Below are 18,473 nucleotides of genomic sequence, written 5' to 3'. Positions count from 1 at the left end.
ATCAACTCAACACCTCTTCCAATATTTCATGCGAATGTATATTGCCAAAACCCTCGATATGCAGGGCATAATATTCCAGTAACTTTTGCACCAGGTAGCGGCGTTCATCATTGCTAAACTTCAGCTGATCGATATGCTCAAAACTGCATTGCAGCAGGCTGTAAAAATTCTGTGTATGTGGTGGCGACAAATAAGAAAATCCTTCAGGTTTGTATTTGCTGAACACACCATTTTTCATATCGAAATAATCTGCGTTAATGGCCTGATCGGGGTGAAAACCGAGATAACGGGTCAATCTTGACAAAAAAAGGAGATGAAAATTGGTTACGCCTTCGGTTTGGTTATCCAGCCATTCTATCGCATTAAAAACAAAATCAAACAGGTTTTCATCCGCCGACTGTTGCCTTACTGCCTTATACAAAACCTCATTCAGAAATAAAACAATACTGCTTTTTATGACATCATAGGGAATGCTTTGCAAAACAGGTGAGTTCCGCAACTCTGAAATACGCTGAACCTGTCCGGTATTTTTGTGATAAACCACTAAATCGAGCAGATGCAATGGCTGCAGCATGTTCCGGCTGAGCTTCGCTCGCGGCTTTTTTACGCCATTAATGATGTAAGATTGCAAGCCGAATTTCTCTGTAAATATTTGCACAATAACGCTGCTCTCGCCATAGTCGGTAGTCTTGAAAACGATGCCCCGGGTTTTATGCAGCATGATGGATAAGCACTAATACTTTAGGTATAAAGATCACCAGGCCGATGGTTAATGCAGCTATTGCAGTGATCAATACGGCTCCGGCAGCCATATCTTTAACCAATCCGGCTTTTTTATTATACTCAGGTGAAACCAGGTCGGTGAGAAACTCGATGGCCGTATTGAACAACTCGGCAACCAATACCATGCCGATACAAAAGATGATCCACAGCCATTCGCCGCTTGAAATATGCAAAGCATAGCCTGCGTATACAGCAAGTAACGTCGATACCAAATGCACCCTGAAATTCAGCTGTGTAACGGCAGCGTGCCAAATGCCATTGATTGCATAACCAAAGCCGCGGAAAAATTTGTTCATCGATTCAAAAATAGTTTAAATACTTGCATAGTTATATTGCTTGCCGTAAGTTTAGGCTGCACATGACCTTTATGATCAAAAAATTGATCCTGTTTATTCCGTTTTTATTTATTTCCGCGGCATATTCCTATGCACAGGGAATAAACCGGGTAAGCATTCCACTGGTGAAGGAAAATGCGAAGATCGACGCCCTGCTGGATAAATATGTAAAACTAGGTGATCCGGCAAGATCTTGCTTTGTGTTGTATGCCGATCCGATCGGCGGGCTCTATGGCTTGACTGTAAAGGGGATAAAAACAGATACCTCGGTATTGAACGTCAATGTCTTTAAATATAAAGCACCTTTCGGATATTTCAAGTACAGGAAATTTTTGGTTTTTGTAGTGAACACTTATGACCTGTTCAACTTTTTTGAGCCAACAACTCATAGCAAAACATTCAAGTACAGGCTGAATGCTATAGGAGGCGATAAATACTTCTGTTCGGCTGATTATAACTATCCTATCGGGCAGTTTGATAAGATGCCTTTCAGCGACCCAATCCCCGCGGCAACAATAAGGGCGATCCTCATTACGGAAGATAAAAAGATCGACTCGCTGCTGGATAAATACATAGGTTTGAACCATCCGGGAAAATCATGCTTTTTGATCAGCTCGTACCTGGTAAACAAGGAATATTCTATATCTCTTAACGGACTGCGAACTGATACCAACACACTGAACATGAATGTATTTTCGCAGAAGACCAGTCTTGGTTACTTCAGATACAAGGGTTACTTAGTAATCGTCAAACTCTATGCTGATCCTTATCATTTCTTTAACATGCAAGGCTCCTCAAAAATATTCCGGTTTGAGTGGAATGAACGCAAATCGGAGGACAAAGAGTTAAACCCGTTGGGGCAATCTTTTTGTTACAACAATTATTACAGGGATAAAAACGGTAATTTTAACTCATCAGTAATATTTGACATGGTTCCGCTAAAGGATCATTAAAGCATAGTTCTACCCATCATGGATCTCAAAATAAAAGATAAAATAGCTATTGTTTTAGCTGCAAGCAAGGGGCTGGGAAAGGCATCAGCTTTAGCCTTATCTGCCGAAGGCGCAAAGTTGGTAATCAGCTCACGCAATGCGGATGAACTGAATAGAACTGCCGAAGAAATCCGTCAACAGACAGGGAACGAGGTGATTGCCATTGCTGCAGATGTATCTGACGCAGGGCAAATGAAAGCGCTAATAAAAAAAACAGGCGATGCTTTTGGCAGTATAGATATTTTAGTGAACAACGGCGGTGGCCCCCCATTCGATAAGTTCGAAACCTTTGATGATGAAACCTGGCAAAAAGCGTTCGAACTAACTATCCTTTCCTTTGCACGTAACAGTCGCGAAGTGCTCCCTTATATGAAGAAAGCCGGCAGCGGCCGTATCATCAATATCATCAGCGGATCGGTAAAATCGGTACTGAACAATGCTGTACTGTCCACCTCCATGCGCATGGGCGTAGTGGGTATGGCAAAACTGATGGCCGATGAGTTTGGGCCTTATCATATCACCGTTAACAACATTGCTCCGGGACTAATCCTCACCGAACGCATTAAAGAAACATTCCCTAAAGGCATGGATACCGAACAGGCGCAACTAGAAAAAACAAAAACTATCCCCGCAGGTCGTATCGGTAAGCCAGAAGAATTGGGCGCATTAGTAGCTTTCCTCGCGTCAGAACAGGCGGCATATATCAGCGGAACGACGATTCAGATTGATGGCGGGGGGAATCGGGGGATATTTTAATTATGGTTTCTTGCTTGGCCGAACCAGTAGTATGATCAGCCAAACTATTGAAATAGCCTGCACCATAAACATACTCCCGGTGATGAGCCAACCGCCGGGCCAATGCAAAACTTTAAACATCAGACCAATAGCCAGCACCGCAAAGCTTGTCAAAAGCAATACAACCGGGTAACAAAAATTGGCCATAACTAAGTCCTGGCTGTTTCTTTCTGCTCCTTTTTGTAGAGGTTATAGAAATGTATAGTAGCAATCAATGTACCGGTGCCTACACCGCCTGAGAAGCCCTGAAGAAAATTGCCGAATTTATATTCTCTTAACCATGGGATAAAAGTGGTGGCTAAAAACACGACCAAAGCCAGTAAAGTTGCTAATAATGCACGTATAAACTTTATTTTCATGACGGCAATTTAACTTTTTAATAGTAAAATTCCGTATTTTTGCAACCTCTAAAAATTGACGTGGAACATATTGATGTACAAGGAATATAAGCAGTTAAATTTATCATTGATCGGTAAAGATGTTTTAGACTTCTGGAAGCAGAACAACATCTTCGAAAAAAGCATTACCAGTCGGCCGGAAAACAATCCCTACACCTTTTATGAGGGACCGCCGTCGGCAAATGGTATGCCGGGTATCCACCACGTAATGGCCCGTTCTATTAAAGATATTTTTTGTCGCTATAAAACTTTAAAAGGCTACCAGGTAAAACGTAAAGGCGGCTGGGATACACACGGCCTTCCAATTGAATTGGGCGTTGAAAAAACTTTGGGCATTACCAAAGAAGACATCGGCAAAAAGATCTCTATTGAAGCTTACAATGCCGCCTGCCGCAAAGAGGTGATGAAATATACTGATGTTTGGAACGACCTGACTGAGAAGATGGGTTATTGGGTTGACCTGAATGATCCATACATCACTTATAAAAATGAGTACATCGAAACCCTTTGGTGGATACTAAAGGAGCTTTATAGCAAAGGTATGCTGTATAAAGGTTATACCGTACAGCCTTATTCACCAAAGTCGGGTACCGGTTTAAGTTCGCATGAGTTGAACCAACCAGGTACTTATAAAATGGTGAAGGACACTACCGTTGTTGCACAGTTCCACTTAAAGAAAGATCAAAAGCATCCGTTTATCAAAACGTTGTTTGAAAGCGCTGACGAGGATACTGTAATACTGGCCTGGACGACTACTCCATGGACCTTGCCATCAAACTGTGCCCTGGCGGTTGGAGAGAATATCGATTACGTTAAAGTTAGCACATTCAATCCATACACTTATCAGCCGGTAAGCGTTGTTTTGGCGAAGGACCTGGTAAGCAAATATTTTAAATCTGAAGGCGAAAACGCTTCGTTCGAAGATTATAAGGACGGCGATAAAGTGATTCCATGGAAAATCAAAACTCAATTCAAAGGTTCTGATCTGGTTGATATCCGTTATCATCAACTAATGCCTTATGTAACCAATGCTGATTTAGAAAAAAATGCTTTCCGTGTAATACCTGCTGATTTTGTGACCACTGAAGATGGTACCGGTATCGTACACACCGCTTCTGTGTTTGGCGCGGACGACTTTCGGGCTTGTAAAGAGAATGGCGTTCCATCGGTATTGGTGCTGGATGAAACAGGCAAGGAAGTACCATTGGTTGACAAACAGGGCCGCTTTGTAAAGGAAGTGACCGATTATGCCGGTCTGTACGTTAAGGAAGAATACTATACCAAAGAAGAACGCGAAGCACCCGGCTTTAAGGCGACCGACGTAATGATCGCCATCAAGCTGAAGGAAGACAATAAAGCTTTTGACGTTCGCAAATATGAGCACAGCTACCCGCATTCGTGGCGTACTGATGAGCCGATTTTATATTATCCATTGGATAGCTGGTTCATCCGCACCACAGCGGTAAAAGATAAATTGGTTGAATTGAATAAGACCATCAACTGGAAACCGGAATCGACCGGTACGGGCCGCTTTGGCAACTGGCTGGAGAACCTGGTAGACTGGAACCTGTCGCGCTCACGTTACTGGGGAACTCCGTTGCCCATTTGGCGCGAAGAGAATGGTTCTGAAGAAAAGTGTATCGGTTCTATCGCCGAGATGGAGCAGGAAATAGAAAAATCTATCGCAGCGGGGTTTATGCCGAAAGGCTTTAAGTTGACTGATATGCACCGTCCTTTTGTTGATGACGTGATACTAACTTCGTCAGCAGGCAAAAGAATGGTGCGTGAGGCTGATCTGATCGACGTGTGGTTCGACTCAGGCGCGATGCCTTATGCGCAATGGCATTTCCCGTTCGAGAATAAAGACCAATTTAAAAAAGCTTACCCGGCTGATTTTATCGCCGAAGGTGTTGACCAAACCCGCGGATGGTTCTTTACCTTGCATGCAATCGCTGTCATGCTGAGTGAATGCAGCGACGAGATCAAAGCCGTTAACAAAGAGGTTGGTAATAAAGGCATCTCGTTTAAAAATGTCGTATCCAACGGATTGGTGCTGGACAAAAACGGTAACAAGATGTCCAAACGTTTGGGCAACGCCGTTGATCCGTTCTCGACTATCGAGCAATATGGCGCCGATACTGCCCGCTGGTACATGATCAGCAATGCATCGCCATGGGATAACCTGAAATTTAATATGGAAGGGCTGGACGAAGTTCGCAGGAAATTCTTCGGCACACTTTATAATACTTATAACTTCTTTGCGCTGTATGCCAATATCGATGGTTTCAAATACAGCGAATCAGAGATTGAACTAAGCAAACGCCCTGAAATCGACCAGTGGATCATTTCGCTGCTGAATACACTAAGCAAAGAGGTGGATGCATTTTATGCAGATTTTGAGCCTACCAAATCCGCTCGTGCCATCCAGGATTTTGTGGACGAACACCTGAGCAACTGGTACGTTCGCCTAAGCCGCCGCCGTTTCTGGAAATCAGACGACTCAGAAGATAAACTATCGGCTTATCAAACTTTATATACCTGTTTGGCGACGATCGCCAAACTGATGTCACCTATTGCGCCATTTTTCGCAGACAGATTATATACCGACCTGAATAAGGTTACCAAAAAAGAAAAGTTTGAGTCGGTACATTTAGCTGATTTTCCGGTATATCATAAAGAACTGGTGAATAAGGCTCTTGAAGAAAGAATGCAACTGGCCCAGGATATATCTTCGTTGACGTTGTCGCTGCGCAAAAAAGTAGGCATCAACGTACGTCAGCCTTTAGGCAGAACGTTATTGCCTATTCTGAATAAAAATTTCAGGCACCAGGTGGAATTGGTAAGGGATCTAATCCTTTCTGAAACCAACATCAAGGATATTGAGTACATTACCGACGCATCCGGTTTTATAAAGAAGAAAGTAAAACCAAACTTTAAGGCATTAGGCCCGAAAGTCGGCAAGGATATGAAAGCCGTAGCAGAGGCTATAACCAATATGAGCCAGGATGCGTTAAACAAGTTTGAAGAGTCGGGCAGCACAAAATTCGAAATTGGAAATTCGACATTCGAAATTGCCTTGAGCGATGTGGAGATCATTGCGGAAGATGTTCCGGGATGGCAGGTTGCAAATTTGGGAAAACTAACCGTCGCTTTAGATGTTAACATCACCAACGAGTTAAAACAGGAAGGAATTTCCCGTGAATTCATCAATCGTGTACAGAACCTGCGAAAGGAGAAAGGATTTGAAGTTACCGACAAGATAAACGTTCGCTACCATACTGATTCACTTTTAATTAGCGAAGCTGTACAAAATAATTTATCCTATATTTGCGCCGAAATTTTAGCAGACGCTGTGAACCCCGACAGTCAGCTAAGTGATGGCGATACTGTATTAATTGACGACAACGAAGTATTGATCTTTATAACAAGAATATAAATGAAACCAGAAACAGAAAAAACCAGGTACTCTGATGCAGAGCTGCAGGAATTTAAGGAATTGATATTGGACAAGCTGAGAATTGCAAAAGAGGAATTAAACTCACTGGCGTCTTCACTAAGTACCCCAAACGCAAATGGTACTGATGACACGGCCGGTACTTATAAAACACTGGAAGACGGATCGGCTACGCTTGAAAAAGAGTCTATCAACCAATTGGCTGCCCGTCAGAAAAAGTTTATAGAGCAATTGGAAGCTGCCCTGGTACGTATTGAGAACAAAACCTACGGCGTTTGCCGCGAAACAGGTAAATTGATACAAAAGGAACGCTTGCGCGCTGTGCCTCATACTACATTGAGCATGGAAGCCAAACTGAAGCAATATTAATGAAGGCTGCTTATACAAAACCCTTTCTTGTTGCTTTTCTTATTATTATTGCCGACCAGATTATCAAAATATGGGTGCGGCAGCATATGTATTTAGGTGAAGAGATTCACTTCCTCGGCAGCCGGGGCATGCTCCACTATACCGAAAATAATGGCATGGCTTTCGGGATGGAATTTGGTGGCGAAATGGGTAAGCTAGCGTTAACTTTATTTCGTATCGGAGCTGTAGTAGGTATCGGCTGGGGACTGATCTACTTGATCAAACATAAATACCACCGCGGACTGATCCTGAATGTGGCATTGATATTTGCGGGTGCGCTGGGTAATATTATCGACTCAACATTTTATGGCATCATTTACCATTATGCATCACTTTTTCACGGTCGCGTGGTAGATATGTTCTATTTCCCGCTGATCTCGGGCAATTTTCCATCATGGTTACCGGTGTGGGGGGGGCAGGATTTTATATTTTTCCGCCCTGTATTTAACCTTGCCGATGCGTCTATTTCGGTTGGTGTCATTCTGATACTTATTTACCAGAAACATTACTTTAAGCACCAAACGCCCGAGATAAGCACCCCCAACAGTGAAGTTGTTGAAGAATAAAAATTAAATTTATACAAAATAATTTTGGAGCCGCTTTGATAGCGGCTCTTTTTGTGAACTAACTTTTTTGGCCCCCCTAATTGCTGCCCGGGGAACCCTCAAAAACCTGCTATGAAAATTATTTTTAACTATTGATTAAAAATGAAAATTAAAAAGTGCTCTGACGCCATCAAAAACGTTATTTGGTTTTTTTCGTGGATCTTAAAATACCGTGAAAACACGGGTTGCGGTTGAGGAGTTTAATGCGGTACTTTGTGATGCTTAGTCCTTATTACTACCCCTTAAAAAGGACAACTGTATAAATTGCGGTTGTCCTTTGATTTTTTATGCATATTGCCTCAAAACAAACCATCCATTCGTCATTTTTAAAATTGAGTGTTGCGAATTAACCTTTAACTTCGTCTATAGTCAATATCTTAAATATTATAATAACTATGAAAAAACTATTGATCATTGTGGCGCTTGGCTTATGCAGCTATGGTGCTTTTGCACAGAATGTGGACCTGAGAAGAAAGATTGAAGTAACCGGAATCGCAGAAAAAGAGGTAACTCCAGACATTATAAATGTAACTATTTCGTTACAGGAATATCTTGACGGGAAGAAGAAGACCACTATTAACCAACTGGAAAATCAGCTTGAAAGTGCTGTAAAATCAGCAGGTATAGCGAAAGAAGATTTCACAATAAGCAATGTTTCGGCATGGAATAATACGCTGCAGAAAAAGAAGAATCCCGACTTCCTGGCAAGCAAACAATACAGCATTCGGTTCCATGATCTGAATAAATTTAATGCAATACTTAGCCAGGTTGACCCTAAAGGGATACAATCCACATACGTGGAAAGTTACGACTACTCTAAGATGCCTCAGTTAAAGCAAGAGCTTAAAATACAGGCACTTCTCGCTGCAAAAGAGAAGGCAACTTATCTGCTCAACAGTATCAATGAAAAGGTTGGCAGACCTATAGATATTACTGAAAATGACAACAGCAGCTTCCCATCCCCTCGTCCGATGTATATGGCTAAAGCAGTCAATTTGAACGCCGCTCCGGATGACTCCGACATTGATATTAAGCCTATAAAATTGAGCTTCCAGGTGCAGGCAATATTCGAAATTGCACAATAAAATATTCTAAAATAATATTGTAACATTTGCATGGCCCTTCCGTAAAAAGATTCGGAAGGGCCTGCTTTTTTAACGACCCATCAGCCAATTTGCTTCTTACTGATTGACAGATACTTGACAATATAGAAACTAGGTATTAACTTTAAATATCCGTAAAAAATTGAGCATGATACATTTTAGGACTGAAAGAGTCCTGCTAGTCGCCCCTAACATTTTTTCTGTACAGCTTTTAGCTAATAATAAGCAAATAAAGCATGTCACAGAAGTTGATCGTGTTTTCCCAGCAATTTATGAGCTTGCCCCTCATTTAATCATATTTGATTACGATTATATGGATAAGGATATGGAAAAAATATTGCGCCGTATCCGCACCAACGCCTATTATAATAAGATCAAGATATGTTGCTTTAAAAGTACCGCGAACCGCAAAATAGACTCATTTTTGAAGGTTCTCGGTGTAAATCATGTGATCTACAAAAATGAATTGTATAGCACTGCCAAGGAATCCGTAAATCATGTGAAGTCAATACTTGATCCGGCTGTAACCAGTTTGTTGGTTAGTGCTTCTTTCTGATACTCTTTTTGCTTCGCCGATTCGTGCGCGATAGTCTATTTTTGCATTAGACCCAGAGACTTATACCCATGTTCTCGCCGGGAATATATTTAACTATTTCTTAAAACTCGCTTACCAATTGCTTTCAATAACCGCTGTTCAAGCGCACCACACCTAAACATGATTTTATAAGCTTTTACGCTTGTTTCAGCACAGTTTTTTTTCCAGCGAAACAGAAACATTACTTAATATCTATTAGTTATTAGTTAAATAATTCTAGTTACTATGAAAAAGATAATTTTACTAATACTGGCAGGGATAGGTGTGTTTGCCAGCTGTAAAAAAGAACATTCAGTAAACATCAACCCAACGGGAAATCGTAAGCTTGATACGCTGCAGGGTTCAATCACTAAAGACATGACGCTCGACCCCTCTAAAAATTATTTGCTTAAGGGACAGGTGTATGTAAAGAATAATGCGACGCTTACCATTCCGGCAGGAGTGACAATTTATGCACAGGCAAATGCAGAGCGATCGGCTAAGAGCCTGCTGGTGATCACTCAGAATTCTAAATTAAATATTAATGGCACAATCGATAAACCCGTTGTCTTTACCTCGGCGGCAACAACAAAAGCGCCGGGCGACTGGGGAGCGATCATTTTATTGGGCAATGCCCCGGCAAATGTAGGTGTAGGGCATGTGGCTGGTTTACCTGTTACCGCTGATACCCAGTATGGCGGTCAGGCTGCGAACGACAACTCCGGGACAGTTACTTATCTCAGGCTCGAGTATACAGGTGGGATTAATCCACCGGCCGAAGATGAATGGGCAGTAGATAAAGCAAGCGGCCTTGTTTTAGCAGGTGTAGGCTCAGGTACTCATATTGATAATGTGATGGTGAAATATTCAAATGACGACAGTTTTCAGTTTGTGGGTGGTACAGTAAATGCTGCCCACCTGATCAGTTATAATTGCGGTGATGATGACTTTGATTTTGACCTGGGGTATGAAGGCAAACTGCAATTCTTGATCGGATACCGGACACATGCTTCGTCGCAGGCATTAAGGGCTAATGGGTTCGAAAGTTATAACGACTCTGTTCCTACCAGCAATACACCCTACACCCGGCCCGTTGTTTCAAATATGACCATTATAGGTCCGCAGGGGATCGACGCCACAAAAACAAATATCAATCAGGGCGTATACATGCGCAAGGGGACACGGTTGGCTGTAAGGAATTCCATTGTGGCTGAATACTCAGAAGGCGCATTTATGGTTTGCCCACGAACCCGGCCTCTTATCCTGAACGATGATAATGCCGAATTCAGAAGCAACCTGGTGGAGGCTGACACACTTGCCCGGACATTTTGCTGGGATCAGGACATAAAAGGTGTATTTGCCGACCCTGTATTGACGGTATTTGAAACCAACGCTGTCAATAAAAATGTGGTTATTGCAACATCTGCTGATATGAAACTGATGATGATGTATAACACTATGGGAGCGCCCGACCTGCGCCCTGCAAGCAACTCGCCGGCTTTAACAGGAGCTGATTTTTCTGGGACATATTTTTCGGATGCATTTTTCACTCAGGTAAGTTACCGCGGCGCGCTGAGCGACAATTGGGCAGCGCAAAGTAGTTGGGCCGATTGGCGATGAGGTCTCGTGTTAATTATGCGATTTAGGTTGTAAGGCGAATAAAACAAAAAAAGCCACCGATATGGTGGCTTTTGTGGGAGTTTGTGTCGTCAGAGGCAGCATATTCCCGGAAGTATCTGTTAAAAAAGGGGTATGATGTGCTTGTTGAAATGGAAATGAAACCAGGTGCATTGGAAGCCATTGAAGAGAACGCCGTTTATCATAGAACAATCGAGGCCGCGAAAGGCTGGGCGTCACGCGGGAAATTTATGTGGAAATACGAAGACCCGGCATGGAATTTGGGAACCCAACAAAATGTCGATATGTTTAATCCCTGGATAAAAAGTGTAAAAATAATACCATGATGTTTGACATCGATAAATATTATAAGGGATTGTTAGAAACGATTGACGATGCCAGAAATTTTAAAGATCTTAATCTTTACATCGCACAATTTCCGAAAGGTGTGCCCAAAAAATATACGCCCAATATCCTTCATTAATTGGAAGAATACATAAAGAACAAGGACAAAAAGGGTTGCAGAGTACTCTAACCCTTATAACACTAGATGGCGCAGATAAAGACTACGCTGATATACTATTGCCGTTGCTGGATGAAAAATGGCATATCTCGGACGAAAATATTGTAAGTATGTTAGAGGAGATTCCGCGTCCTGAATATGTTGATAAGCTATACAAAACAGCCATCAATGTCCCCGACGATGACGAGACGCGGGCTCTGGCCAAAAAATGTACGTGGGTACTAAGCGCAATCGGTACTCCAGAAGCGATTGAAAAATTGATTTTGCTAAAGAACTCCGATGATGAAATAATAAGTGAAAATGCCGCTTTTCATCTATCGAATATAGCTAACGAGCGCTAATTTTTGCGGCTAATTTTTCAGGCAGGGGATAAGGCTTTTCACATGGCAATAAATCCCTTGCCTTGTCTACTTCATCGTTGGCGACCATCTGAGAAATTTTTTTGCATGATCAGTTACATCGACTATTTCGATAATCCAGTCATTTAAATAGTGGCTCACTGCAACCCAGGATAATCCGACTTGAATAGAGCGATAAGACAGCTGGCGCAGAAAAATATCTCTTTCCGGGTCCCCTTGAATTCTTACCGGCGATTCAATTAGCAGATTTTTCCATGCTTCATAAGTACGAAATTAAGCAGGATGTATTTATGGCAAAGTATTTTGACGCTGAAGGCTTAATTAGGAATTTGCACCTGTTAAATTTTCAATGGATAATCGAAAAAAAATCGTTTATGTATCTAAAATATTGCATTCTATAATTAGTATGTAAATTAATGGATAGATAATCGGAATATTTCCGATTATCGCATTAAAATATTACATTTGAATATGGACTTAAATCAAACGATCCAAACTTATTCATCACAGCCATTAACGCATCAATTATTGATGTCTTTTCTAAAGGACTATAAACGTCCAAACGATAAGTTAAAAGCACTTAAAGCTGAAGGCGTAATTGAGTCAATTAAAAAGGGATTATATATCACAGGTCCCAAAATTAGTTCATCAAAACCGGAAAGCGTTGTATTGGCAAATCAGATATATGGCCCAAGCTATGTGTCGCTTGAAACGGCGTTATCTTACCATGGCCTGATTCCTGAGCGGGTATATGAAACAGCTTCGATGACTACGAAGGCCAGTAAAGAATTTAATACGCCTGTCGGTTTATTTACTTATACGCATCTTCCCTTACCCTATTATGCATTCGGATTAAACCTGGTAAAGCTTTCATCTGATCAGTGCGCAATCATTGCATCACCCGAAAAGGCATTATGTGACAAGATCGTCGGTACGTCAGGTATATTGTTAAGAAGTACAACCCAGGCAAAAGACTTCTTATTGGAAAACCTGAGGATCGAGGAATCGTCTCTCAAAAAGTTGGATCTTAAAAATATTCTAAGCTGGCTTACTGATGCCCCGAAAAAGGACAGCCTGGGAACGCTAATCAAAACCATCGAAAGCCTATGATAAAGGAATGGATTGAAGAATATAAGCCGGTCAACCAGCAGGAAGCAAAAGACGCTCTTAGAGAAGTGATGCAGGAAATTGCACTGGCGGGACTATCCCGTGCCGGCTTTTTTGAAAAGGCTGCATTTTATGGCGGCACCGCATTAAGAATATTTTACGGCCTTGACCGGTTCTCAGAAGACCTCGATTTTTCGCTCTTAGCGGTCGAGCCTGAATTTTCATTAAACAAATATCAGGATGCGATTATAAATGAGTTCAGTTCTTTAGGAATGCAGGTAGTTGTCAAAGAAAAACAGAAATCGAAGCATAGCAATATAGATTCTGCCTTTTTGAAGTCAGAAACGATTTGGAAGGAACTGGTATTGGAAAGTATTATTCCCCAAAGCGGCCTGAATCAGGTAGCCAATATCACGATCAAAATTGAAGTAGACCGAGAACCGCCCCTGGCATTTGATACGGAAGAAAAACTATTATTGAAACCGGTATCTTTTTATGTCAAGTGCCTTACACTTCCTAATCTTTTTGCAGGTAAGATGCATGCTTTATTATTTCGTAAGTGGGGTACAAATGTAAAGGGCAGAGACTGGTATGATATGGAATGGTACATCAGAAAAGGCATACCACTAAATTTAGCGCACTTTGTTATCCGGGCAAAAGATAGCGGAGACTGGAATAAAGAAGAAATTACTGAATCGAAATTTCGAGAGTTATTGAAACAGAAGATAGATACTGTAAAAATGGACTATGTAATAAACGACATCAGGCGTTTTATTAAAGACCCTAAAGCGCTGGATATTTGGTCGCCCCAGTATTTCCACGACCTTGTGGCTAAATTGAAAATTATTACGTAGCGTATTTTTGCCAGTAGCTAACGGAAGTAAATTTGAATTGTAAATGCAGTGCGTTCACAATTCAAAAAGATTAAGCAGGCATAGCTAAACAATATGTTAGAAGAAAAAGACTATTTCAAAATATTATATAATTACGGATTATTTTCCGAAGTTAATAAATCGATTGATGGTAGTTCTATATACTATGGCGTTGCCTGCTTGGTTTATCGACAACATATCTGTAACTAGCTGATCTGCGAATAATTTGAAAATATATGATTTGATTGTTGTTGGTTTAGACCGCTGACCGTTAAGGATTTCTTTAAGGTTTTCGAAACGAAAATCATTCTCGGATTCTAGTCCTATTACAGCCTTCTGAACCTTTAAGTAGCACTCCGTTATAGTTTTATTCAACAATGCTGCATTTGGATGATTTGTACCGACTAGACTCCTTTCTGAAATCCAAAGTTCTTCTTTTACAAAAACCCCTGAATTGAAGGTAGTTGATCTTCGGTCATAAGTGATTCGGATTGTGACTGCGTAAGTTCCGTCTGATTTGGGACGACGAGTATCTAGTAAAATCTTATAGGTAACCATAAATAAGTTTGTTATGGTCATCTGTTTGTGCAAACTATGTGCAAACAATAGATACGAAATAGGGCTCTTTACCTAGCCTTCGGAAAGCTTTAGGCAATAAAAAAACCCGACATTCCTGTCGGGTTTGTGGGAGTTACTGGGTTCGAACCAGTGACCCTCTGCTTGTAAGGCAGATGCTCTGAACCAGCTGAGCTAAACTCCCTTTGTTTTGGGACTGCAAATATAGGATGTGTGATCAATTAGTCAAAAAATAATTTACATTTTTTTAAAATGCGCTGATTGTGAGCCTGATTGGTTTAAAATAAGCGTCCCACGCAGCGTTTAAATACATATTTTACAATGTAACAACACACGGCATTAAACTTTTGGGGTAATATATTCGTTTAAGTATATATTATATGGAATATCATGAGATCGATTACTGTGCTGCAGAAGCGGGCTAACAGGCTTCAAGAAGATATAAAATCTTTACTAATGGACAATTATCGCTACGACGAGGAATTAACCACCCGTCTGAATATTATATCAAAAGTTTCCACCCTGCGTGCTGAACTGGCAACCGTTCAGCGTGAAATAAGAGAAAGACAGGCGGCCTGAACGAAATGAGCCGTTAAATACTTATTATTCTTTTCTATTTCTCCCCATCTCTGGTGGAGATAGCTAATATACTTTATAAACTTTTCCTGCGTTTTATTGTATTAGTTTAACTACTTATTGCTGAAGCTGTATGAAATCGTTGATAGAGCTTTACAAGGAGTCGACCGACACAAAACTGGAGATCAATATTCTGATAGCAGAAACCAACAACCCTGCTAATGCACTTGAACTGCGCCTTTCGATCTTAAATCAAATTACACAGCTTCACCAAAAATTAAACCATATTATGCACGAAATAAAGGAGAGAAGGGCAGGAAAGCTTGTTTAACATAGATTTTTATTATTGCAGATTATAACTTGTATCAATCTGCGTGCCTCCGGTAATAGTTTGATATACTACGCAGTATCTCTCTGTAAGTTTAGCCAGGCTCGCCATTTGCTCCTCGCTCGCATCTGTGTCCAGATAAAACCCAAGCCGAATCTGCTTAAAGCCTACCGAAGCTTCTTTTGATACACCCAGTGTTCCGCGAAAATCCAGGTCGCCCTCTGCTTTTACCGTACCGCTTTTTATGTCGACGCCTATGGCAGTAGCCACAGCGCTTAATGTAACGCCGGCACATGCCACCAACGCTTCCAGCAGCATATCACCTGAGCAGGCCAGCATACCATCGCCACCAGTGGCCGGGTGGAGGCCGGCTTCAACCAATGCCTTGCCGGTTTCTATCTTACACGATATGCCTTCTCCCAGATGGCCCTCGGCCCTTAATGTAATTAACGCGGCTTCGGGTTGCACTTTATATTTTTCTTTTAGGGGGCTCTGCAAATTCTTTAAGTCGGTAGCGTCCATACAATTGGATTTATATCTCAAATGTACCTTACCTGAATCAAAAGTATAGTATACGGAAAGTAAAAGTATTGTTATTCAGTAGTTACCGCTCAACTGTCAACCGCAGGTCACCGGTTAACCAATCACTCACTCCTCAAACTTTTTATCGGGTTAACCAATGCTGCTTTCGCCGATTGGATACTGACTGTTGCCAGGGCGATCAATATGATAATACTGCCAGCCAGGGCAAATGTCCACCAGTGCATCGGTTCGTGATAAGCAAAGTTTCGCAGCCAAATATCCATCGCATACCATGCCACTGGTGTTGCAATTACTAAGGCAATAATAACTAATACCAGAAACTCTGATGACAGTAAAGCAAACAGTGAACCTACGCTTGCACCCAATACCTTGCGGATCCCAATTTCCTTGAGACGTTGTTCAGCAGTAAACATCGCCAACCCCAACAACCCAAGGCAGGAAATAAATATCGCCAGGAAGGCAAAGCCGTCGGATAGCTTGCTTACGATCTGTTCATTGTTATACAACTTTCTGTAGGCATCATCTGAAAAGGTATAGGTGAACTGGAAATCGGGGTTCAATTGTTTAGTTATAGTCTCCAGGCTGGCTATTGCTTCTTTTGTTTTGCCAGGCATGGTCCTTATCACCGCAAAACCGTAATCTGCATTTTCGCCATAACGAATGATCAGCGGTTTGATCTGGTCATGCAGCGAGCTGAAATGAAAATCCTTTACTACACCGATGATTTTGCCCTTTACGCCCCACATGGTTATTGATTTTCCGATTGGATCAGCATAACCAAATCTTTTCACCGCAGTCTCGTTAACAATATAGGCGCTGGTATCTGTAGCAAAGCCCTTTTCAAAATCGCGCCCTTCTTTCATTTTTAGCTTTATTGTTTTAATAAAATCATACCCGACAGCGATATTGGTAAATGATATGCTCGTATTAGGGGTTTTGCCGTCCCAGTCGACACCTATTGTTGAAGATGCTATTTGCGTAGGCTGACTGGTGCTTTGCGTCACAGACTGTATGCCCGGCATCCTTAAAGCTTCATCTTTTAATACTTCATATTTCTTAATCAGATTACCTTCAAGTGGTACATAAATCATGTTTTCCCTATCGAACCCAAGATTGATAGACTGGATGTAGGATACCTGCCGTGAAATAATGAGGGTTCCGATGATCAATACAACGGAAAGAACAAATTGAAATACGACCAGCCCCTTGCGGAATAATGTGGTACCAGAATCAAGTTTTAAAGTCCCTTTTAGTACTTTAACAGGGTTAAATGAGGAAAGGAATAAAGCAGGGTAACTGCCCGAAACTACGCCTGTAACAAATGTGATTAATAATAATTCGGCCCAGAACTTCACATCCTGAAAAGGCAGCTCAATTTGTTTCTGGGTAATCTGGTTGAACAATGGCAGACCAGCAGCTACAATAACCAGAGAAAACCATACTGCGATAGCAGTAAGCAGCAATGATTCGCTGATAAATTGTTTAATCAGAACACTTCTTATAGCACCAACGGCTTTTCTTACGCCAATTTCTTTAGCCCGTTTTACTGAACGTGCTGTGGTCAGGTTCATAAAATTAATACAGGCTATCAGCAAAATAAATATTGCCACAATGCCGAACAGATGCACATATTCTATCCGGCCGCCATCAATTTTCCCTTCCTTGAAATTGCTGTGCAGATAAACCTGGTCAAACCGCTGCAATGCAAGTTCCTGGGTAAAGGTGCCTGGTTTTTCATCCTTATCCAATTTTTCTAAAATATGCCTGATCTTTTGATCCACCAAACTGGGGTTAGCATCCGGGCGTAATTGAATATAAGTGTAAGGTGTATTATTACCCCATTCTTTGGCCCACGGATTATCTTCCAAAAATGATGTCCAATTAATCAGATAATCAAATTTTAAAGATGAATTTGCGCCGACGTTTTCAAATACCGAGGTAACAAGAAAACTCTTGCGGTTATCGATGCGTACGGTTTTACCCATTGCCGCCTTAGCACTTCCAAAGAATTCCTCAGCCATTTTTTGGGATATGGAGATGTCAGATACTGTAAGTAAAGAATTCTTAACGTTACCCTGTAATAGCGGGTAGCTGAACATCTGAAAGAAATCAGCATCAGCCGAACCGCCCGTTAGTTTGATGATCTTATCACCAACCTTGAAATTGTGCTCATCATAAAAAACTGCATTTGCAGCATATTGCACTTCAGGAATTACGCGCTTCAATTCGGCAGCGAGAACGCCGGGTGTATAATATTGCCCGTTTACCTTATTGTCATAATGTTGCTGCTCATAAACCTGGTACAAATACTTCCCGTTCTTATGAAAAGCATCCATATCGGCCTCATTCTGTACCCATAACAGGATCAGCAGACTGCAAGCCAGCCCAACGGATAGCCCGGCCATATTGATGAATGTATGAGTCCTGTTCTTTACCAGGTTGCGCCAGGCAACTTTTAAATAGTTCTTTATCATGATTGTAAAATTCTAAATCCTTATTTCTAAATTCTAATAATTCACTAATGA

The 18,473-nt window shown here is 41.4% G+C and carries 21 protein-coding genes, 1 tRNA gene and 1 pseudogene; 14 read left to right on the top strand and 9 right to left on the bottom strand.

All coding sequences use genetic code 11. The features are described from left to right. Position 1: 1 nt before the first annotated feature. Positions 2-721 carry a DNA repair protein RecO gene (gene recO / locus Q3A68_RS05780; protein WP_302900107.1) on the bottom strand — a complete coding sequence of 240 codons (720 nt, stop codon included), beginning with the start codon at positions 719-721 and terminating at the stop codon, positions 2-4. After that, the gene (locus Q3A68_RS05775; RefSeq protein WP_302900106.1) at positions 711-1,079 is read right to left on the bottom strand and encodes a diacylglycerol kinase family protein; all 369 of its coding nucleotides are present in this window, start codon (positions 1,077-1,079) and stop codon (positions 711-713) included. Before Q3A68_RS05775 ends, recO begins: the two co-directional genes overlap by 11 nt. Before the next feature lie 71 nt (positions 1,080-1,150). On the opposite strand from Q3A68_RS05775, the gene Q3A68_RS05770 reads away from it, so the two are divergent. Both Q3A68_RS05770 and Q3A68_RS05765 read left to right on the top strand, forming a co-directional pair. Next, positions 1,151-2,071 (top strand): hypothetical protein, encoded by a 921-nt coding sequence (locus Q3A68_RS05770; RefSeq protein ID WP_302900105.1) that lies wholly within the window; start codon positions 1,151-1,153, stop codon positions 2,069-2,071. A gap of 18 nt (positions 2,072-2,089) precedes the next feature. Further along, complete coding sequence (locus Q3A68_RS05765) at positions 2,090-2,866, top strand: SDR family oxidoreductase (RefSeq protein ID WP_302900104.1); 777 nt, start codon at positions 2,090-2,092, stop codon at positions 2,864-2,866. Here Q3A68_RS05765 and Q3A68_RS05760 read toward each other — a convergent pair whose 3' ends face one another. After that, positions 2,867-3,052, bottom strand: a complete 186-nt coding sequence (locus Q3A68_RS05760) for a hypothetical protein (protein ID WP_302900103.1) — start codon at positions 3,050-3,052, stop codon at positions 2,867-2,869. It lies immediately after the preceding gene. 2 nt (positions 3,053-3,054) lie between these two features. Continuing rightward, a complete protein-coding gene (locus Q3A68_RS05755) occupies positions 3,055-3,264 on the bottom strand; it encodes a hypothetical protein (protein WP_302900102.1) in 210 nt (69 codons plus the stop codon). Between the two features lie 73 nt (positions 3,265-3,337). On the opposite strand from Q3A68_RS05755, the gene ileS reads away from it, so the two are divergent. From ileS to Q3A68_RS05715, 8 genes are all read left to right on the top strand, one after another. Then, on the top strand, positions 3,338-6,739 hold the full coding sequence (gene ileS / locus Q3A68_RS05750) for an isoleucine--tRNA ligase (protein WP_302900272.1): 3,402 nt from the start codon (positions 3,338-3,340) through the stop codon (positions 6,737-6,739). Next, the gene (locus Q3A68_RS05745) at positions 6,740-7,126 is read left to right on the top strand and encodes a TraR/DksA family transcriptional regulator (RefSeq protein ID WP_302900101.1); all 387 of its coding nucleotides are present in this window, start codon (positions 6,740-6,742) and stop codon (positions 7,124-7,126) included. It begins immediately after the preceding gene. Further along, on the top strand, positions 7,126-7,731 hold the full coding sequence (locus Q3A68_RS05740) for a lipoprotein signal peptidase (RefSeq protein WP_302900100.1): 606 nt from the start codon (positions 7,126-7,128) through the stop codon (positions 7,729-7,731). Before Q3A68_RS05745 ends, Q3A68_RS05740 begins: the two co-directional genes overlap by 1 nt. A 434-nt stretch (positions 7,732-8,165) precedes the next feature. Further along, the gene (locus Q3A68_RS05735) at positions 8,166-8,855 is read left to right on the top strand and encodes an SIMPL domain-containing protein (protein WP_302900099.1); all 690 of its coding nucleotides are present in this window, start codon (positions 8,166-8,168) and stop codon (positions 8,853-8,855) included. Between the two features lie 166 nt (positions 8,856-9,021). Next, positions 9,022-9,429: a hypothetical protein gene (locus tag Q3A68_RS05730; RefSeq protein ID WP_302900098.1), complete on the top strand. Its 408-nt coding sequence runs from the start codon at positions 9,022-9,024 to the stop codon at positions 9,427-9,429. A gap of 264 nt (positions 9,430-9,693) precedes the next feature. Beyond that, the gene (locus tag Q3A68_RS05725; protein ID WP_302900097.1) at positions 9,694-11,067 is read left to right on the top strand and encodes a hypothetical protein; all 1,374 of its coding nucleotides are present in this window, start codon (positions 9,694-9,696) and stop codon (positions 11,065-11,067) included. Positions 11,068-11,150: 83 nt separating this feature from the next. Next, positions 11,151-11,411 (top strand): hypothetical protein, encoded by a 261-nt coding sequence (locus Q3A68_RS05720; RefSeq protein ID WP_302900096.1) that lies wholly within the window; start codon positions 11,151-11,153, stop codon positions 11,409-11,411. 172 nt (positions 11,412-11,583) lie between these two features. Then, the gene (locus Q3A68_RS05715) at positions 11,584-11,928 is read left to right on the top strand and encodes a HEAT repeat domain-containing protein (protein WP_302900095.1); all 345 of its coding nucleotides are present in this window, start codon (positions 11,584-11,586) and stop codon (positions 11,926-11,928) included. A gap of 66 nt (positions 11,929-11,994) precedes the next feature. On the opposite strand, the pseudogene Q3A68_RS23135 reads toward Q3A68_RS05715, so the two are convergent. Next, positions 11,995-12,198 (bottom strand): annotated as a pseudogene (locus tag Q3A68_RS23135) (DUF4291 family protein); the annotation flags it as partial. 219 nt (positions 12,199-12,417) lie between these two features. On the opposite strand from Q3A68_RS23135, the gene Q3A68_RS05710 reads away from it, so the two are divergent. Both Q3A68_RS05710 and Q3A68_RS05705 read left to right on the top strand, forming a co-directional pair. After that, positions 12,418-13,056 carry a type IV toxin-antitoxin system AbiEi family antitoxin domain-containing protein gene (locus Q3A68_RS05710; protein ID WP_302900094.1) on the top strand — a complete coding sequence of 213 codons (639 nt, stop codon included), beginning with the start codon at positions 12,418-12,420 and terminating at the stop codon, positions 13,054-13,056. Then, on the top strand, positions 13,053-13,907 hold the full coding sequence (locus Q3A68_RS05705; protein ID WP_302900093.1) for a nucleotidyl transferase AbiEii/AbiGii toxin family protein: 855 nt from the start codon (positions 13,053-13,055) through the stop codon (positions 13,905-13,907). The genes Q3A68_RS05710 and Q3A68_RS05705 overlap by 4 nt, the downstream gene beginning before the upstream one ends. A gap of 138 nt (positions 13,908-14,045) precedes the next feature. Here Q3A68_RS05705 and Q3A68_RS23130 read toward each other — a convergent pair whose 3' ends face one another. Then, a complete protein-coding gene (locus Q3A68_RS23130) occupies positions 14,046-14,483 on the bottom strand; it encodes an Arm DNA-binding domain-containing protein (RefSeq protein ID WP_368045654.1) in 438 nt (145 codons plus the stop codon). A gap of 127 nt (positions 14,484-14,610) precedes the next feature. Beyond that, positions 14,611-14,685 (bottom strand) — tRNA-Val (locus Q3A68_RS05700). Between the two features lie 206 nt (positions 14,686-14,891). Between Q3A68_RS05700 and Q3A68_RS05695 the strand changes: the two genes are divergently transcribed. Next, positions 14,892-15,080, top strand: coding sequence for a hypothetical protein (locus Q3A68_RS05695; protein ID WP_302900092.1), 189 nt, complete (start codon positions 14,892-14,894; stop codon positions 15,078-15,080). Between the two features lie 130 nt (positions 15,081-15,210). Further along, a complete protein-coding gene (locus Q3A68_RS05690) occupies positions 15,211-15,408 on the top strand; it encodes a hypothetical protein (RefSeq protein ID WP_302900091.1) in 198 nt (65 codons plus the stop codon). A 12-nt stretch (positions 15,409-15,420) separates the two neighbouring features. Here Q3A68_RS05690 and Q3A68_RS05685 read toward each other — a convergent pair whose 3' ends face one another. After that, positions 15,421-15,927, bottom strand: coding sequence for an OsmC family protein (locus tag Q3A68_RS05685; RefSeq protein WP_302900090.1), 507 nt, complete (start codon positions 15,925-15,927; stop codon positions 15,421-15,423). A 122-nt stretch (positions 15,928-16,049) separates the two neighbouring features. Continuing rightward, complete coding sequence (locus Q3A68_RS05680) at positions 16,050-18,422, bottom strand: ABC transporter permease (RefSeq protein WP_302900089.1); 2,373 nt, start codon at positions 18,420-18,422, stop codon at positions 16,050-16,052. Between the last annotated feature and the right edge of the window lie 51 nt (positions 18,423-18,473).

This window comes from Mucilaginibacter tolerans, from assembly GCF_030519375.1.
Lineage (GTDB): Bacteria > Bacteroidota > Bacteroidia > Sphingobacteriales > Sphingobacteriaceae > Mucilaginibacter.
The sequence above is the reverse complement of the archived record's forward strand: the minus strand, read 5'-3'. Positions and strand labels throughout refer to the sequence as shown.

Excerpts from the sequence above, each read along its gene's own strand:
- recO (WP_302900107.1), bottom strand. The coding sequence starts at position 721 with ATGCTGCATAAAACCCGGGGCATCGTTTTCAAGACTACCGACTATGGC.
- Q3A68_RS05775 (WP_302900106.1), bottom strand. The coding sequence starts at position 1,079 with ATGAACAAATTTTTCCGCGGCTTTGGTTATGCAATCAATGGCATTTGG.
- Q3A68_RS05770 (WP_302900105.1), top strand. The coding sequence starts at position 1,151 with ATGATCAAAAAATTGATCCTGTTTATTCCGTTTTTATTTATTTCCGCG.
- Q3A68_RS05765 (WP_302900104.1), top strand. The coding sequence starts at position 2,090 with ATGGATCTCAAAATAAAAGATAAAATAGCTATTGTTTTAGCTGCAAGC.
- Q3A68_RS05760 (WP_302900103.1), bottom strand. The coding sequence starts at position 3,052 with ATGGCCAATTTTTGTTACCCGGTTGTATTGCTTTTGACAAGCTTTGCG.
- Q3A68_RS05755 (WP_302900102.1), bottom strand. The coding sequence starts at position 3,264 with ATGAAAATAAAGTTTATACGTGCATTATTAGCAACTTTACTGGCTTTG.
- ileS (WP_302900272.1), top strand. The coding sequence starts at position 3,338 with ATGTACAAGGAATATAAGCAGTTAAATTTATCATTGATCGGTAAAGAT.
- Q3A68_RS05745 (WP_302900101.1), top strand. The coding sequence starts at position 6,740 with ATGAAACCAGAAACAGAAAAAACCAGGTACTCTGATGCAGAGCTGCAG.
- Q3A68_RS05740 (WP_302900100.1), top strand. The coding sequence starts at position 7,126 with ATGAAGGCTGCTTATACAAAACCCTTTCTTGTTGCTTTTCTTATTATT.
- Q3A68_RS05735 (WP_302900099.1), top strand. The coding sequence starts at position 8,166 with ATGAAAAAACTATTGATCATTGTGGCGCTTGGCTTATGCAGCTATGGT.
- Q3A68_RS05730 (WP_302900098.1), top strand. The coding sequence starts at position 9,022 with ATGATACATTTTAGGACTGAAAGAGTCCTGCTAGTCGCCCCTAACATT.
- Q3A68_RS05725 (WP_302900097.1), top strand. The coding sequence starts at position 9,694 with ATGAAAAAGATAATTTTACTAATACTGGCAGGGATAGGTGTGTTTGCC.
- Q3A68_RS05710 (WP_302900094.1), top strand. The coding sequence starts at position 12,418 with ATGGACTTAAATCAAACGATCCAAACTTATTCATCACAGCCATTAACG.
- Q3A68_RS05705 (WP_302900093.1), top strand. The coding sequence starts at position 13,053 with ATGATAAAGGAATGGATTGAAGAATATAAGCCGGTCAACCAGCAGGAA.
- Q3A68_RS23130 (WP_368045654.1), bottom strand. The coding sequence starts at position 14,483 with ATGGTTACCTATAAGATTTTACTAGATACTCGTCGTCCCAAATCAGAC.
- Q3A68_RS05695 (WP_302900092.1), top strand. The coding sequence starts at position 14,892 with ATGAGATCGATTACTGTGCTGCAGAAGCGGGCTAACAGGCTTCAAGAA.
- Q3A68_RS05690 (WP_302900091.1), top strand. The coding sequence starts at position 15,211 with ATGAAATCGTTGATAGAGCTTTACAAGGAGTCGACCGACACAAAACTG.
- Q3A68_RS05685 (WP_302900090.1), bottom strand. The coding sequence starts at position 15,927 with ATGGACGCTACCGACTTAAAGAATTTGCAGAGCCCCCTAAAAGAAAAA.
- Q3A68_RS05680 (WP_302900089.1), bottom strand. The coding sequence starts at position 18,422 with ATGATAAAGAACTATTTAAAAGTTGCCTGGCGCAACCTGGTAAAGAAC.